Annotated in this window: 14 protein-coding genes; 7 read left to right on the forward strand and 7 right to left on the reverse strand. The window is 62.0% G+C overall.

Annotation, left to right across the window (positions count from 1 at the left end):
* The first annotated feature begins 227 nt into the window (after positions 1-227).
* The 5 genes from VMH22_12185 to VMH22_12205 all read left to right on the forward strand — a co-directional run bounded on the left by VMH22_12185 (position 228) and on the right by VMH22_12205 (position 5,101).
* The gene (locus tag VMH22_12185; GenBank protein ID HTW92452.1) at positions 228-1,337 is read left to right on the forward strand and encodes a glycosyltransferase family 4 protein; all 1,110 of its coding nucleotides are present in this window, start codon (positions 228-230) and stop codon (positions 1,335-1,337) included.
* The gene (locus tag VMH22_12190; GenBank protein ID HTW92453.1) at positions 1,334-2,350 is read left to right on the forward strand and encodes an ABC transporter ATP-binding protein; all 1,017 of its coding nucleotides are present in this window, start codon (positions 1,334-1,336) and stop codon (positions 2,348-2,350) included. Before VMH22_12185 ends, VMH22_12190 begins: the two co-directional genes overlap by 4 nt.
* Positions 2,347-3,177: an ABC transporter permease gene (locus VMH22_12195; protein ID HTW92454.1), complete on the forward strand. Its 831-nt coding sequence runs from the start codon at positions 2,347-2,349 to the stop codon at positions 3,175-3,177. Before VMH22_12190 ends, VMH22_12195 begins: the two co-directional genes overlap by 4 nt.
* Positions 3,177-4,091, forward strand: coding sequence for an ABC transporter permease (locus VMH22_12200; protein ID HTW92455.1), 915 nt, complete (start codon positions 3,177-3,179; stop codon positions 4,089-4,091). Before VMH22_12195 ends, VMH22_12200 begins: the two co-directional genes overlap by 1 nt.
* A 98-nt stretch (positions 4,092-4,189) precedes the next feature.
* Positions 4,190-5,101, forward strand: a complete 912-nt coding sequence (locus VMH22_12205; protein HTW92456.1) for a 4-hydroxythreonine-4-phosphate dehydrogenase PdxA — start codon at positions 4,190-4,192, stop codon at positions 5,099-5,101.
* Between the two features lie 239 nt (positions 5,102-5,340).
* Here VMH22_12205 and VMH22_12210 read toward each other — a convergent pair whose 3' ends face one another.
* Positions 5,341-6,594: a tetratricopeptide repeat protein gene (locus VMH22_12210; GenBank protein ID HTW92457.1), complete on the reverse strand. Its 1,254-nt coding sequence runs from the start codon at positions 6,592-6,594 to the stop codon at positions 5,341-5,343.
* A gap of 113 nt (positions 6,595-6,707) precedes the next feature.
* A complete protein-coding gene (locus tag VMH22_12215) occupies positions 6,708-7,073 on the reverse strand; it encodes a hypothetical protein (GenBank protein ID HTW92458.1) in 366 nt (121 codons plus the stop codon).
* Between the two features lie 310 nt (positions 7,074-7,383).
* Here VMH22_12215 and VMH22_12220 point away from each other — a divergent pair, with 310 nt between their 5' ends.
* Positions 7,384-8,439 (forward strand): hypothetical protein, encoded by a 1,056-nt coding sequence (locus VMH22_12220; protein ID HTW92459.1) that lies wholly within the window; start codon positions 7,384-7,386, stop codon positions 8,437-8,439.
* Between the two features lie 1,083 nt (positions 8,440-9,522).
* Here VMH22_12220 and VMH22_12225 read toward each other — a convergent pair.
* From VMH22_12225 to VMH22_12245, 5 genes are all read right to left on the reverse strand, one after another.
* Positions 9,523-10,200 carry a DUF502 domain-containing protein gene (locus tag VMH22_12225; protein HTW92460.1) on the reverse strand — a complete coding sequence of 226 codons (678 nt, stop codon included), beginning with the start codon at positions 10,198-10,200 and terminating at the stop codon, positions 9,523-9,525.
* 47 nt (positions 10,201-10,247) lie between these two features.
* The gene (locus tag VMH22_12230) at positions 10,248-10,829 is read right to left on the reverse strand and encodes a DUF4416 family protein (protein ID HTW92461.1); all 582 of its coding nucleotides are present in this window, start codon (positions 10,827-10,829) and stop codon (positions 10,248-10,250) included.
* Positions 10,830-10,835: 6 nt separating this feature from the next.
* A complete protein-coding gene (gene scpB, locus VMH22_12235) occupies positions 10,836-11,828 on the reverse strand; it encodes an SMC-Scp complex subunit ScpB (protein ID HTW92462.1) in 993 nt (330 codons plus the stop codon).
* A complete protein-coding gene (locus tag VMH22_12240) occupies positions 11,825-13,036 on the reverse strand; it encodes an aspartate kinase (protein HTW92463.1) in 1,212 nt (403 codons plus the stop codon). Before VMH22_12240 ends, scpB begins: the two co-directional genes overlap by 4 nt.
* Positions 13,037-13,115: 79 nt before the next feature.
* Positions 13,116-14,300 carry an aminotransferase class I/II-fold pyridoxal phosphate-dependent enzyme gene (locus VMH22_12245; GenBank protein ID HTW92464.1) on the reverse strand — a complete coding sequence of 395 codons (1,185 nt, stop codon included), beginning with the start codon at positions 14,298-14,300 and terminating at the stop codon, positions 13,116-13,118.
* A 210-nt stretch (positions 14,301-14,510) separates the two neighbouring features.
* Here VMH22_12245 and VMH22_12250 point away from each other — a divergent pair, with 210 nt between their 5' ends.
* Positions 14,511-15,530, forward strand: a complete 1,020-nt coding sequence (locus VMH22_12250) for a hypothetical protein (protein HTW92465.1) — start codon at positions 14,511-14,513, stop codon at positions 15,528-15,530.
* The last annotated feature ends 22 nt before the right edge of the window (positions 15,531-15,552 follow it).

The following is a 15,552-nucleotide window of genomic DNA, read 5'->3' on the forward strand; positions in this document are numbered from 1 at the left end:
AACACTCTCGACGGGGACCGACTAAGAACGCGGCGCATCGTAGCCCACGATGCGCCGCGTGTCCTTTGCCGAAAGACTCCTGTTCAACGCCATTCCTGTCTCGCCGCGCGGTGGCCCTTCACACCCCAAGCGGTGGTATCTTGTGAACATCGGCCCGCTGCTGGAATGTGTGACCGGCGTCCCGAATCCTTGACCAGCCTCGAATCTCCCAATAATATGAGCGTCCCATGAGAATACTCGTCGTGAACTGGCGCGATTCCCGGAATCCTCTGGCGGGTGGTGCCGAGGTCTATTTCCAGGAGATCTTCTCACGCCTGGTCAGACGCGGCCACGACGTTACCCTGCTCAGCGAGCGGTTCGCCGGGTCGTCTGCGGAGGAGGTGAACGAGGGCATTCGTGTAATCCGCGCCGGGGGCAAGTTCACGTTCAACTTCACGGCCGGGCGGATGGTTGGACGGCTGGCCGAGTCCCTGAACGCCGACGTCGTCATCGATGACCTTAACAAGATTCCCTTCTACTCACCGTGGCACACACGGCGGCCGGTCCTGGCCATCCTGATGCACCTTTTCCGCGGCAGCATCTTTCGCGAAACCCTGCCGCCCATGGCAGCCTACGTGTGGGCGTCGGAGACCATGATTCCCCTCGCCTACAGGCAGTGCCGGTTCGCAGTCCTCTCCGAAAGTTCAAAGAAAGACACCGTGAGGGTCGGCATCGATCCGGGCCGCATAGCGGTAATCCCTCCGGGTACCGACTTCCTACGGTTCCGACCTGATAACTCGGTGCCCCGCGAACGGTTGGTGCTGCACGTCGGACGGCTCAAGCGCTACAAGGCAACGGACCACCTGCTGCTTGCCGCGAAGAAGCTGAAGGAGCGTGGCGTCAGCTTCACGACTGTCATCGTCGGCGACGGAGACGACAAGCCAAGGCTAGAAGCGCTCGCCGCGAAGCTCGGATTGGGCGAACAAGTGCGGTTCACCGGCTTCGTGCCGGAAGCGGAGAAGGTGAGCTGGTATCGTCGGGCTGCGGTGCTCGTCGAAAACTCGGTCAAGGAGGGCTGGGGGCTGATTGTGATGGAGGCAAATGCCTGTGGGACGCCGGTTGTCGCCGCGAACTCTCCAGGCCTGCGCGATTCATCCAAGGATGGCGTGAACGGCCTGATGTACGAGTACGGCGACGTGCCGTCGCTGGCCGAGAAACTGGAGAAGCTGTTGTCCGATGACGCGCTGCGTGCCCGTCTCGGTCAGCAGGGAATCGCGTGGGCGAAGCAGTGGACCTGGGACGGTGCAGCCGAGGCGATGGAGCGGGTAGCCGATAAAGCGATAAACGAGGGACGATGAACGAAGAACGAACGCCGGCGCTCGAGGTGCAGTCGGTCGTAAAGAATTTCCGCCGCGGGCGCGGACTGAAGAAGAAGATAACACGGGCAGTGGACGGTGCGACTCTGACTCTGCGCAGAGGAGAACTCTTCGGGCTGCTCGGTCCGAACGGCGCGGGCAAGACCACGCTCGTGCGCTGCATCGCGACCCTCTTGATTCCCGATGCCGGAACCGTCAAGGTGCTTGGCCACGACGCCTTCAAGGATTCGCTCTACTGCCGCCAGCGCATCGGCCTGCTGACTTCGGGTGAGCGGACCCTTTACTGGAAACTCTCGGCCCGCGACAACCTCAACTTCTTCGCCGCGCTCTACGGACTGACCGGCAAGGCCCGCGACAAGCGGATCGACTACCTGATCGAGCTCCTCGGCCTGAAAGAAGTCGAGCGCGACCGGCTCGAGCGCTACTCTTCGGGAATGAAGCAGAAGGTGAGCCTGGCCCGGGCGATACTCCACAACCCGGACCTCATCCTGCTCGACGAGCCTTCGCTCGGGCTCGACCCGCAGTTCGCCCGGTTCATCCGTGGATTCATCAAGGACGAGCTGAACCGCAAGCAGGGCAAGACCATCCTGCTCACCACACATTACATGGATGAGGCGGACGAGTTATGCCAGCGGATTGCTTTCATCAACAAGGGCAAGATAGTGGACGTGAAGACGCCGGAGCAGTACAAGCGGGACATCCCGCACACCGAGGTGCTGGAAATCCGCATCCAGGGGCAGCCCGACACGTCGCCGATCCAGGCCCTGCCCGGAGTCGAGCGTATCGCGTCCGAGTTCAAGGAGGGCGTGACCACGCTCAAGGTCGTTGCTCCGCGCGCCGAGGCGGTGTTGTCCGAGGCGATCGAGCACCTGCGCAGGGGTGGCCGGATACTGGGCATCGACATCAAGCAACCGACACTCGAGGACGTGTTCCTGTATGTCACCGGGACGTCGCTCGGCGCTGACACGGCCGAGCACAAGCCCGAACCCGAATGAGCTTCGCGGCCACGGCGTACGTCATCCGGGCCGAAATGGCCAAGACGCTGCGCATCTACTTCTCCTACCCGATCATCGTCGTGTACTGGGCAATCTTCCCGGTGCTATGGGTCTTTCCGTTCCTGTTCCAGGGCAAGGCAATGGTCGGCTCGAATTCGAGCGCCGCGTTCCAGCACCTGACCGGTTCGGGCAACTACATGGCTTTCATCCTCATCGGCGCGATGGTGTCGAACTTCGTCTTCTCCGGGCTCTGGGGCGTGGGCAACAGCCTGCGCGAAGAAACCTACTGGGGAACGATGGAGTACATCATTGCCTCGCCCACACACCCGCTGGTTGTCCTCATCGGCAAGACGCTGGCCGAGGCCTCGGTTACAACGTGCATCGTTTTCCTGCAGGCCACGATTATCAGCCTGCTGCCGTTCGGCATCTCCTTTACGCTTGCCAAGGTTCTGCCAGTGCTGTTGCTCGTCGTCCTGCTGATGGTCGGGTTCTACGGCTTCGCCATCGCCTTCGCCGGGTTCACGCTGCTTATCAAGGAAGTCCACGGTTGGGTACATACGCTCGAATGGGTCTTCTTCCTGTTCTCACCCATCCGCTACCCCGTGCAGGTGAACCCGATTACATCATTCGTCAGCGTGTTGATCCCGCTGACCTGGGCGCTCGTCGCCATCCGCGGCATCATCCTGCTGAACCAGCGCGCGGTTGGACTCTGGAAGATCTCAGGAATCCTGGTGGCGATGGACGCGGTCCTGCTCCTCGGCGGCTACTTCACATTCGTCGCGCTCGAACGCAAGACCCGCCGGGACGGAACGGTCGGAATGCACTGATGGGAGAGGATTCAAGGGGCCAAGGGGTCGAGGATTCTGGTCCGGTCACTGGAATCCTCGAATCCTCGAATCCTGGACCCCTTCGTCTGCTGCGGCACTACGCGAACGCGGTGTGGGTCGAGAACATCAAAGAGTGGAAGCTTGAGCTGACCTACCCGATCGACTTCCTCCGCGGACTGATTGACCCGGTCGTCTATCTTCTGCCCTACGTGTTCTACGGCATCGCGCTGGTCGGTGGGCGCTCTTCTGCAAACCTGCAGAAACTTGTCGGCACCACCGATATCGTCAGCTTCATTACCATCGGCTATGTCTTCATCGGTTTCATGAACATGGCGCTGTGGGCGATGGGTTTCAGCCTGCGCAAGGAGCAGATGTACGGCACGCTGGAGGCGGTCTTTGCCGCGCCGGTGCCGCGCTGGGTTTTCACCATGGGGATGTCGATGCACTCGATACTGCACCAGTTCCTGATGATTGCCGTGCAACTGCTGTTCATCCTGGCGGTCTTCAGCCTCAAGGTCAACCCGCTCGGCTTGCTGCCCGCCTTTGGGATGATCGGACTGATGCTCATCGCGCTCTACGGTATCGGGATGATAATGGCCTCGACGACGCTCATCTTCAAACAGGGCTGGCTCATCTCCGAGGCGCTTGGCAGCCTGCTGATGGTTATCACGCCCATTGCCTACCCGCTTGCGGTCCTCCCCGTCTTCATGCAGAAGGCTGCGCTCGCGGTCCCGACCACCTACGGCATCATGACCGCGCGCCACTTCCTGATGGGCGAACAGATGGGATTCTCGGTCGGCACGGCGTTCCTGCGCGTGGCCGTGCTTTGCGTGATATGGGTCGTTTGCGGGCTGGTGATCTTCGCAGCCATTGACCGCTCTACCCGCAGGAGCGGGACGCTGAGCCACTACTGATGAAGAAGGATTCGAGGGGTCAAGGGGTCAAGGATTCCACTTCGGGCACTCGAATCCTTGAATCCTCGAATCCTCGACCCCTTCCGCTGGGCATCTCCATGGGCGATCCGGCCGGAATCGGGCCGGAGATTGTACTCAAGTCGCTGTCTCATATGCCGCGCCTCCGCTGTCGTCTGTTCGGGTCACGCGAAGTGTTTGAGAAGGAACAGAAACGACTCAGGACTGACGTCGACCTCTCCTGCGTCGAGGACGTTGCCGGGCGGGTCGGGGTTTTCAAGATGGGGCGAGCTCAGCGGAACTGCGGCGCTGCGGCCCTTGCTTGTCTCGAAGTCGGAGTCAGGGAACTCAGAGAGAACCGCCTGTCCGCGCTCGTAACCGCGCCGGTTTCAAAGGAAGCCCTGCGTATTACCGGTTTCAGGTGGCCGGGCCAGACCGAGTTCCTGGCCGAGCGGCTGGGGAGCAGACGCTACACGATGCTCGCATGGACCCCGAAGTTCAAGGTCGTGTTCGTCACCATCCACGAGCCGCTGGCCCGCGCCAGCCGGCACATTACCGCTGCCGCGGTCACTGAGAAGGCAGGGTTGCTAGGCGAGTTCCTGTGCGCCACCGGTGTGAAGCGGCCCCGCATCTGCGTGATGGCGTTCAACCCGCACGCTTATGAGTTCAGCCTCGGGGAGGAAGGACGCATCGCCGCCGGCGTCGCGAGAGCCCGCGAGATGGGCATCAACGCATTCGGCCCCATTCCCGCCGATGCGTCGTTGGCCGGCCTGCTGCAGTCCGGCCATTCGTCATTGCCATTTGATGGATATGTTGCCATGTACCACGACCAGGCGATGATTCCCGCCAAGCTGCTCGGCCGAGACGAGGGCGTTAACCTCACGCTTGGGCTGGGCCGCATCCGCACGTCGCCCCTACACGGCGTTGCCTTCGACATCGCGGGCCGAGGCGCCGCCTCACCGCGGTCGATGCTCGCCGCAATCCGGCTGGCGCTACGCCTCAGCCGGAGCTAGTACCAGTCAGTTTTCTCGCGGATGAAAAAAGAAGGCGGGGACGGCTGGGGTGGAACTCAAGCGGCGGATTATTTGACTACCTCGATAGAATGTCTGCATCCTACTGAGTTAGCGGAGGTTGAGATGCTCTTTACCGCTTGACTGGCCGTCTCCCGCCTTACCAGTCACTAAGGGATTATACCGGGAACGGACTCGATGTAAAGGGGTTTCTGCCTCGCTCTGACTTGACTGAAGTCTTGTCAGAAACCAGCGTCGGCGCGGTCCTGGCCTGAGAAACGGTCCTGGTAACGGCGCCAAGCTTCCTGGCGGTTGCGCTCCATCTCCTCGACCGCGGCCTGCGACTCTTCGTCACGGCCCAGGAACAGGAGCGAGTCGGCCAGCGTTACATAGGCTGCCTGGTCGTAGGGGTCAAGCTGGGTCGCCCGGTGACACGAATCAATCGCCTCGTGGTAGTCGCCGTGTTCGAAGTAGAGCGATCCCAGCAGCCCGATCGTCTCATGGCTCTCGGGGTCCAGCTTATTCGCGGCCTCGGCCGCGGCGATTGCCTGGTCGAGCTGGCCGGACTCGCGGTGCAGGTTGGAGAGCCGCACTCGCAGGTCCGGGTCATTCGGGTTGCGGCCGACCAGCATCTCGAGCGCGGCGCGGGCCTCCTGCCGCATGTGGAAATACTCATAGAAACCGCTGGTCAGCTCCGGCTGGTCGCCGAACCGTTGCCGGATGGTCTGATAGCGGTCAAGGGCATCATCGAGCCGGCCGAGCCGGTTGAGGCAGTCCATCTGGTAGAAGTAGGCGGCGGGCTCGTCCGGCTCCTCGGCCATCGCGCGGCCGAACTCGCTCGTCGCTTCCTCAATCATCCCGTCAAGGTAATAGTCTCGGCCCAGCCGTTCGTGGGGATTCTCGATGCTCGGGTCAATCGCCTTGGCCCGCGAGTACTCCGCGAGGGCGCTCTGGTACTCACCGCTCATGGCATAGGCGACGCCCAGCGAAACCCGGGCGCGGACGTTGTTCGGGTCGAGCTCCAGCGCCCGCCGGAATGCGGCCATACCCTTCTCCTCATCGCCCGAGTATTCGTGCAGGATGCCGAGCCCGATCTGGATGTCGAGCTCATCGGGCAGTCGCCGGAGCGCCTGGTTAAACAGGTCCTCGGCGCGGGAGAAGTTCGAGAGGTAGAGATAGCGGACCGCCTCGCAGGCAATCGTGTAAGGATGTCGCGCGTCGGTCTCGAGCGCGTGCGCGCACACGTCGTCGAGCGTGTCTTCCTCGGAGAGCAGGTCGGCGCAGAGCGCAGCGAGGTAATGGGCGTGCAGATTGCTCGGTGCGATGTGCATGGCTTCGAGCAGCAGGTCCAGTGCCTCGTCCTCATCCTCGCGATAGAAGGCCGACCGCGCCTGACGCAGCAGGTGGCCGGCCGAATGGACGCGGTCGGGTTCTGGTGCCGCGTACCGGTTCGACTGCCTTTCACGGTGACGGCGGGGGGTAGGGACAGGCGTCACAACTAATTGTAGACATATTCCGAGCCGGATGCAATAACCGGCTGTTAGCCACGGATAAACACGAACTCGCATGTTACCGGGGCCTGAATCAGTGGTGGTCGCGCAGTGCGCCGCTACCGGCGATGGCCGATGACGGCACCGATGGGCTTGAGGATTCCGACGACGTAGAGCAGGACGATGAGCAGGGTGTAACCGGTGGCGGCAGCCAGGCTCAGGATAAGCTGGCGTCGGCCGAAGCGGGACGAGCTGCCCGCGACGACACCGGCAGTGCCTGATGCCATCATCAAGAGCCCGGCGACATTGGTCAGCCAGTAGCCGAGTATCATCGCCGGGACGAACAGCCGGTGCGAAGCGAGGCTGACCAGGCTCGCGAACAGGTATGCGAGCGGCAGATTGATGAACGCGTCATTCCACCACGATAACGGCGACAGCAGGTAGCCGACGAAAACCACAATGCCGGACAAAATCCTGCGAGCCATGTCATAGTCTTTGACGCTGCACGGGCAGGCCCAGTTCCGGGCCTGTCCGTCGACGCCTCCCTTTCATCACCATGTCCGATATTGAACAGCCAGGCAGACTCGGCCGTCGGGACGAAGCAACAGCCGCGGCACGCCGCTAAACGCCCATTGCCGTTGGCTGCAAAGAAAGAAGAGTGAAGGTCCTCACTCCCTAAACCCTCTCGGTGCGCCTTCCTTGTGTCTTTACGGGGAATTCCGAAGTCGGACTAAGGGCACTGGGCGGATTGCGTTGACATAACCACGGCCGCGCTATAATTACGACGGAGGCCAGATGGTTCGAAATAGAGTCCAGTCGTTCCTTGCATTGTCCGCCGGTCTGGTGCTGATGGCGTCGTTTTCCTGCAACCAGAACCGCAGACCCGACGCGCCGGCTGCGCCCGCCGGCCCCAACTACTGCATCACGGAAACCACGTACACATTCACGACCGTCGCCACCGACCCGGATGGCGACAGCGTGCAGGTGCGCTTCGACTGGGGTGATTCCTCGGTCTCGCACTGGGTGGGATGGTTCGCGAGCGGTGAGACGGTCGCAATGGCTCACGCCTGGTCGGACACCGGGTCATTTACTGTCCACGCCTGGGCGCAGGACCAGCAACTGCTGACGTCAGATTCGTCCGAAGGACTCCTGGTCGAGGTAGCAGAGCTCCATCCGCCCGACATGCCGGACCCGCCCGGTGGTCCGGACCTCGGATATCCGGATACCACCTACACGTTCACCACCGGTGCGCAGCACCCCGACGGCCTGCCGGTGGCAATCCGGTTCGCGTGGGGCGACGGCGATACCTCGGACTGGAGCGATTTCGGTCCCGCCGGCTACCCCGTCTACATGAAGCACTCCTGGTCTGTTCCGGATAGCTATGAGGTGATGGCACAGGCGAAGGATACGGACGGACTGATGTCCGCGTGGTCAGCGCCGCATACCATCGTCATTCGCGGGCCGGTCCAGCTGCAATTGGTTGGTGCACCAGCTTTGAGCGGCGACAGTTCGAGCTTCATGATTCACATCGGCAACGCTTGGGAGGCAGAAGACACTATCCGATCGCTTGAGTTCTTCCAGGCCCCGGAGTCCACGTACATGAGAATCTTCCTCATTAACGGGAGTTTCGGCACCGGCTACCCGATACCAATCGGGCTGCCCGGTACTGGCCGCGGTGATACCGTGCGGTTTGCTCCAGTGACGGTCGGGCCGAGCATGTCACAGACGGTCGAGCTGGATTTCTTGGACTTCTTCGTTGACTCGCTGGGCACAGGCCCCAAAGCCAACGTGCAAGGCAAGCAGTTTGTCCTCCGCTTCGACGACGGCTCGGAACTGACTGTGCAACCGTGACCATCGTGTGGCAGGAGATTCTCGCCAGATCTGAGGAGTAGCCCTGCCCTGCCGCAGGCATGTGCCATCCGATGGCTCAACCGCGTGACACAGGCAGCAAGCCCTGGGCTGCAAGGGACGCAGTTCGATACGGCAGCCTGCGAACTGGGAATTGGCGATTCGCGGCCTGGGGTCGCGCTTGGCCGAGAATGGTCAGTTAGCTGCCTGAGTCGGGCAGTGCGGCTCAACCGCAACAGCCCACTTAGTCGGAAACCTGGACACAGCTTTGCATAGGGAACGCGAAGCAGCCCATGCCGCCTTCTGACCTGCGCTGGTCAGCGCTCGTTCGCTCAAACAGCCACACTTCAGGGCGATGACAGGTCTCAACGCAGGGCCAGACACGTAACCTAAGGCATTTGAGTAAGATACATCGCACGCCAAGCGCGAGAGCGCGCTACTTGTCACTAGGATTTGCACTCCAGGATTCAGTCAGGGAACCACTGGGGGAGTCACTCCCGGGGTCATCCCCTGGGTGACTCAGGGATTGAATCGGCAAGTGACCTGCAGAATGACTCGTTGAGTGAGTCCAACAGTCACTCGTGGAATGACTTAGGGGCTGAGTCGGCGACTGAATCGGCACGTGAGTTGGAGAATCAGCCCCTGAGTGAACCGGAGAGTGATTCTGCGGGTAAGTCGGAGATTGACTCGCTGGGTTAGTCGGCGAGTCAGTTGCAGGATGAGTCGGCAGGTGACTCGTGGAATGAAACGCCGAATGCCGACGCAAGTGCAGGGTCTATTTCTGTCTCGCGTTCTGCGCCGAGTTCCGGCTCAAACCCCGGATGCGGCGGTGACAACAGCGGGGCTGACAGCAGTCTTTGGGCAGGATGTTGAGTAAGCCATCGAACAAGCCGTTGAATGTGCAATCTGGGGAACTCTGCGGCGAGGTTTCTGATGAGCTTTCACAAAGGCTTCTGAGCGCAGCTCTGGGCTGCGAGTCTGCAGCGACCGTTTTGCAGTCCGCCGTGGCGGTGGGCTACCTGCAACTATCGGACCGTGACTCGTGCGCTTACGACTCGGGCTTGAGCGGGCCGCCCGCGCTCCGGGTCAGGGTCTGGGCCGAATGAAGGTGCCGATGTCGGCAGGTTTGATGACGCCGCCGGAGACCACGAGCTTCAGGCCATCTTCGATGCTCATCCGGGTCTCGGTAATGTCTTGCTCGGGGATGAGCGCGAGCCAGCCCGAGGTGGGGTTGGGCGTCGTGGGAAAGAAAACGAACAGCGCCTTGCTGCCGTCGGCAAGCGTGATGCGGTCGTCGCTCGTCAGGAAGCCGACCGCAAACAGGCCGTGGCGCGGGTACTGGGCGACGACGGTCTTGCGCAGCGAGCTGCGGTCGACGAAGACTGCGTCGGTGAGCTGGCGTGCTGACCCGTAGATGCTCTTGACGACGGGTACGCGCCTCAAGACCTTGTCCAGCCAGCCGAGCGTGAGCCGGCCGATGAGACCAGTCGCGACCCAGCCTGTGAGCAGGACGATAATCAGGAAGAGGACGAACCCGGCCAGCGTCGCGCCCCAGCCGGGGACGTGCTGCGCGAGCCACGGGTGGATCCGGAAGAGCGGATAGAAGAGGCTGCCGAGCCGCACGATTATGAACCAGAAGACGAAGACTGTGACGCTCAGGGGCAGCAGCGTCGCGACGCCGGTGATGAAGTAGTGGCGCAGGTCTTTCAACCGGCGTTCCGGCTTGGTGGCTTTTGGGTCGGCCGACGACAACGGCTCACTCATGGCTTGCTGCTTGTGACGCTGTTGCCGGCAGTCGGATCAGGAATCCGCTAGGTCGCCTTGAAAACCTGGCCGTTGTGGCCGGTCCGCTGCTCGGCGGCGTCGGCAAGCAATTCTCTGCGGCAGTTAATCAGGAATTCCTGGCAGACAGGGGTCTGATAGTCAGGATAGGTCCAGGGCAGGGGCTGGAACTTGCCCGCGTGGAACATGAGCGTGAGTTCGGCGTGGATCCCGTCTCGCAGGTAGACGCGGTGCGCGAAGCCCTTGGTCGAAGCCAGCACGAGGTTGTACAGTGACAGCAGGCCGGGGTCGAGATTCACCCGGCGCTTGCGCTCCGGCCCGATGAAACGCCTTTCCAGCATTCCGGTCGTCCGTTTGAATTCGTGGAGCTGGTCGGGCTCGACCAGGCCATGGAACCCCACCCACTGCCGAATCAGGTTCGGCCCCATTTCCTTTTCGTAGTAGTCGGTGAAGTTGAACGGAATCTCAGGGCTCTTTACTGATACTGTTCCGAATCCCTCGGACAGCGCGGACTGCGCCTGCGCCAACAGGTTTCTGTCCGACGATAGCAACCCGACTACCAATTTTGTCGGGTCGGAATTCGGCTGTTCGTCTTTCAATCGTTCAAACATGGTCGTCTACCTCGCATCTTCCGGTGCCGCATCCTTGTGGCCGCCGTCCATCGCCAGCGAATCGAACTGCTCGACCGATGCCGTTGCGGCCGATGTCTCGTTCCGACCCGGCTCTCCGGTATCGGGCCCGGTCTCGCGGCGGGCGAGGAACTCGCCGATTTCTTCCATCCGCGGCAGGTCCTCGAGCCCGGCCAGACCGAAATAGCGCAGGAATTCGGGCGTGGTCCGGTAAAGAAAGGGATTGCCGGGGCGACTGGCGCGGCCGTAGGTCGCAATCAGCCTGCGCTCAAGTAGTGTAACAAGCGGGCCCGAGCAGTCAACCCCGCGCAACTGCTCAATCTCGGGCCGGGTGACCGGTTGCCGGTAGGCGATAATGGCCATGACCTCGAGCGCGGCCCGCGACAGCCGGTGGGTGTATTGGTGCTGGTAGAGACGGCGGACGTACTCGGCATATATCGGCATGGTATAGAGCTGGAAGCCCTGCGCCACCCGCTGGACCCGGAACGTCCGGCCGGTTTCTTGGTAGCTCGCGTTCAGTCCGTCAATCACAGTCCGGGCGGTTTCCGGCGATACCTCGGCCAGTTCGGCGAGCCGGTCGAGCTTCGCCGGCGCGTCGGCGGCGAAAAGCAGGGCCTCGATGACCTCGGCCGAAGGAAGGGGCGAGGGACTGGGGACGAGGGGCGCGGGGGCAGGAATCTCAGATTCTGGATTTGAGATTGTAGATTGGTCGGAAGCGGGAGCCGGGGAAAGTACTTCCGAAGGACGATTGTTGAGTGCCGATTCTGCGGAGTCGAGAGTCGGGAATGAGAACTCGGCAGTAGGCGATTCGGGCACCGCCGGTGTCGGCTCGGCAAGAGCAGTGGCGTCGCTTGTATCCCCGGCGGCCGTATTTTCCTCTTCGTGTCCTGGTGTCTTGGTGGTTGAATCCGAGTCCCCGACGGTTGCCGGCTCGTCGGTCAGTTCGTCGTTTGGCATTTGGCGTTCTGCGTTTTCGGTCATCTCTTCAGCCTGAATCGCGCCAGCAGCGCGGCCGCGGCAAGGCGCAGGTCTTTCCGGTCCATGAAGCAGGACAGCCGTGTCTCCGACGTCGAGAAGGCGTCGAGGTGGACGCCAACCCGGTGCAGGGTTTCGAGCGTCCCGGAGAGGATGTCAGGGTCGGAACCGACACCCGGCCCGACTACGGAGACCGAGCAAAGGCTGTCCTTGATGTCGAGCCGGTCGGCCCGGACCTGCTTCGCGAGCTTCGCCAGTATCGTCTTCGCCGTGCTCAAATGCTCCTCGGGCACGATGAACGACAGGTCGAACCGGTCGCCGTGCACCACGCCGTGGTTGAAGAACACAATCGGCACCCGGGCCGCGGCAAGCTGGGTTACGACCTGATGCAGGCATTTCTTCTTCTTCGGCACATCGACGAGCGAAAGCCGCACCAGCTTGTGGTTGTGCGTCATCGCCCGGACGAAAGCCTTCTCCATCTTTTCCAGTTTGGCCACTGTCGTACCTCGCTTATCGTTGAACGAAGACCGGATGGATAGCCGCACCCGGTACTTGGCCGCGAGCGCGCATGCCCGCGGGTGAATTACTTCCGAGCCGGAACCGGCGAGCTCGGCCAGCTCCTCGAAGCTGAGCTCGGGCACGAGCCGCACGCCCGGGAATTCGGACGGGTTCTCGGTGAAGATGCCGTCCACATCCTTGTAGAGTTCGCATCTTTCGGCCCCCAGCGCGGCCGCGAGCGCGACCGCGGTGACGTCGGAGCCGCCGCGGCCGAGGGTCGTTATCTCGCGCTCCGGGCTGACGCCCTGGAAGCCGGCGACAATCGGGATCTTCTTCCCGCGCAGGGCGCGGAGGAGACGGTCGCCGCGAATCTCTTCGATGCGCGCGTCGGAATGGAACCGGTCGGTGATGATACCGACCTGAGAGCCGGTGAAGGACACGGCCTCGAGCCCTTCGTTGAGAATCGCAAGCGATACCAGCGCCATCGCTTCCCGCTCGCCGGCGGTCAGGAGCATGTCGAGTTCGCGTCGCTGCGGGCTCGGCGTGATTTCGTGAGCCAGCCGTGTGAGCGCGTCGGTGGTGTGACCCATCGCCGAGACCACGACGACGACCCGGTCGCCGGCGGCGCGGGTTGCGACGACCCGCCGCGCGACCCGGCGGATTCGCTCGATGTCCGCGACCGAGCTGCCGCCGTACTTCTGGACGACTAAGGACATTGGCGATTTCCGATTGGCGATTGCCGAATGCCCCGACGCGGCCCGATCGCCTGAATCGACACTCGACAATCGTCAGTCGTCATTCGTTGTTGAGCCATTTGCCGATTCGGTGACCGGCTTCCTTCAATTGCTTCTCGGGGGCGATAAGCGCAAACCGGACGAACCCTTCGCCGTACTGGCCAAAGCCGGTACCCGGGGCGCACATCACACGGCAGTTGGAAAGCATCTGGCGCGTGAAGATGAGCGACGCCGACTCGCCGGCAGGTGCGGTGTCGTGACCGGGAGGGACGCGGGCCCAGATGTAGAACGTGGCTTCGGGAACATTCACGTCCCAGCCGTGTCTGACCAATTCGCCGCAGAAGGCGTCCCGGCGCCGTTTGTACATCGCGCGGTTGGCCGCGGCGAACTTGGCACCGGACTGCAGGGCGCACACTGCCGCGTCCTGAATCGCCCCAAACGGGCCGGAATCGGTGTTCTGCTTTATCTTGAGCAGGGATTTTATCAGCCGCGAGTTGCCGACCGCCATGCCGATGCGCCACCCGGCCATATTGAAGGTCTTGGACAGGGAGTGGAACTCGACGCAGCGGTCCCTGGCGCCGGGCACTTCGAGGATGCTCGGCGGCCGACTCCTGCCGAAGTAGAGCTCCGAGTAGACGTTGTCGTTGACGACGAAGAAGCCATGGCGCTGGGCCAGGGCCACGACCTCGCGGTAGAATTCAATCGTAGCTACCGCCGCAGTCGGATTGCTGGGGAAGTTCAGGCAGAGAAGCTTGATGCGCGGCGCGATGCGCGACAGCCAGTCGAGGTCGACGAGGAAGTGGTTCTTCTCTTCGAGCGGCACCGGAATCGGAGTAGCGCCGGCCAGTCGCGACTGGTTCAGATACACCGGGTATCCGGGGTCGGAAATCGCGACCGTGTCGCCGGGGCCACACGTGCCCCAAATCAGGTGAGCGACGCCTTCCTTCGACCCGAGCAGCATCGAGACCTCGGTTTCCGGGTCGAGCTCGACGTGGAACCGGCGGCGATACCATGACGCCACGGCCGCACGCGCGGCGAGCTTGCCCAGATAGCTCGGATAGCGGTGGTTCTCTGTATTCTTCAGTGCCCGGGTGAGCGCGGCGGAAATGGGCCTGGGAGCCGGCTGGTCAGGACTGCCCTCACCTAGGTCAATCAGGTCGTGGCCGGCCCGGGACTTGAGGTCGTCGAGTTCCTGGAAAAGATACGGCGGAATCAGACCTAATCTGGCCGCAGACGGCTCGCGCATTGGGTATCATTATCCACCAAAACCACGGATTGTCAAGCGCTTGCCGAATCATATCCCTATGATTTAGTCCTGAGATGTCAAGCGGTCGGGGAAGGAGGATTCCAGGATTCTGGGATTCAAGGAGTTCAGTGGCGGATGCCGGAGCCCGTGCTCGAACCCTTGCCTGTTGACAGCGTCCTGCCCGAAGATAAAATCTATCCGGAGGCGGTTATGACCAAACTTCTAGTCTGCCTGCTCTTTGCGGCGGCAGTGGCTGCCGCCAATCCCTACATCGAGACTGGCCTCAGTGAGGTCAGCGTTAATCCGGCTCATCAGTTCGTCGAACTTAACTGCAAGCCTGAGCCCATGCCGATTGACCTGAGCGGCTGGCGTATTCTCACATCCCTCTCGGCCTGCACCCTGACGTGCCAACTTCCGCAAGATTCATATTTGGTCGTTGACTCCGAGGCGTTGGCCATCGGACACATCGGACACGGCAAGCTGCGATTGAACCCGCTTGGAGACAGCGTTGTTGTGTATGACACAACTGGAAATGATGTTGATGATGTCCGCTTCCCCAGCTATCCTACCCGCGACGGAAACGCTCCGTTGCCACCGCCAACCGGCAGCATCGCGTTTTGGAACGACGGCGACAGCGGCAGCCAGGGGATGAACTGGTACATCGATTCGACGCCGACCCCCGGCGAGGCCAATGACAACTATAGCACGATTGCAGGCACCTTGACCGGGATCGGTGGCATTACTCTCGACAATGCAGGAGTCGAGGCAAGCGGTCGATACGGTCACGACGTTGCTTGCGGCCTGTATCATAAGACCAACTTCAGCATTGAAGGCCTTGGCGCTGGGACTTATCGCGTGAGTGCAGACGGCTCATACAACGGCCAAGAATATCGCGGAGTCTACCCGGAATCGGTCACCGTGGGCTACTCCCAAGTTGTCAGCGGGATTGACCTTGTGATTCCGCTGGCTGGTGTGGCCGAGACGCCGTCTGCGCAGTTACACCCGTTGATGCGAGTCTCGGGCCGGGCTCTGCTGGTGACCGGCGACGGCACGGCGCCTGTGAGCGTGCAACTCTACAACCAAATCGGCTCCCGCGTCAGCGTCTTCGACCTCGGTCCTCTCAAGGGCGAGAAGAGAATCGAGCTTCCGGTGACGCTCGCGCCCGGAGTTTACTTCGCCAGGTGCCGGTCCGGAGGTCGGACGGCCAAGACGAAGCTCGTTCTGTACTAGCGCGAAGCGAGAACGCTACCGA

Source organism: bacterium (assembly GCA_035505375.1).
Classification (GTDB): Bacteria; Hydrothermota; Tepidihabitantia; order Tepidihabitantales; family Tepidihabitantaceae; genus UBA2258.

Excerpts from the sequence above, each read along its gene's own strand:
- VMH22_12245 (HTW92464.1), bottom strand. The coding sequence starts at position 14,300 with ATGCGCGAGCCGTCTGCGGCCAGATTAGGTCTGATTCCGCCGTATCTT.
- VMH22_12195 (HTW92454.1), top strand. The coding sequence starts at position 2,347 with ATGAGCTTCGCGGCCACGGCGTACGTCATCCGGGCCGAAATGGCCAAG.
- VMH22_12240 (HTW92463.1), bottom strand. The coding sequence starts at position 13,036 with ATGTCCTTAGTCGTCCAGAAGTACGGCGGCAGCTCGGTCGCGGACATC.
- VMH22_12230 (HTW92461.1), bottom strand. The coding sequence starts at position 10,829 with ATGTTTGAACGATTGAAAGACGAACAGCCGAATTCCGACCCGACAAAA.
- VMH22_12220 (HTW92459.1), top strand. The coding sequence starts at position 7,384 with ATGGTTCGAAATAGAGTCCAGTCGTTCCTTGCATTGTCCGCCGGTCTG.
- VMH22_12215 (HTW92458.1), bottom strand. The coding sequence starts at position 7,073 with ATGGCTCGCAGGATTTTGTCCGGCATTGTGGTTTTCGTCGGCTACCTG.
- VMH22_12185 (HTW92452.1), top strand. The coding sequence starts at position 228 with ATGAGAATACTCGTCGTGAACTGGCGCGATTCCCGGAATCCTCTGGCG.
- scpB (HTW92462.1), bottom strand. The coding sequence starts at position 11,828 with ATGACCGAAAACGCAGAACGCCAAATGCCAAACGACGAACTGACCGAC.
- VMH22_12250 (HTW92465.1), top strand. The coding sequence starts at position 14,511 with ATGACCAAACTTCTAGTCTGCCTGCTCTTTGCGGCGGCAGTGGCTGCC.
- VMH22_12200 (HTW92455.1), top strand. The coding sequence starts at position 3,177 with ATGGGAGAGGATTCAAGGGGCCAAGGGGTCGAGGATTCTGGTCCGGTC.
- VMH22_12205 (HTW92456.1), top strand. The coding sequence starts at position 4,190 with ATGGGCGATCCGGCCGGAATCGGGCCGGAGATTGTACTCAAGTCGCTG.
- VMH22_12190 (HTW92453.1), top strand. The coding sequence starts at position 1,334 with ATGAACGAAGAACGAACGCCGGCGCTCGAGGTGCAGTCGGTCGTAAAG.
- VMH22_12225 (HTW92460.1), bottom strand. The coding sequence starts at position 10,200 with ATGAGTGAGCCGTTGTCGTCGGCCGACCCAAAAGCCACCAAGCCGGAA.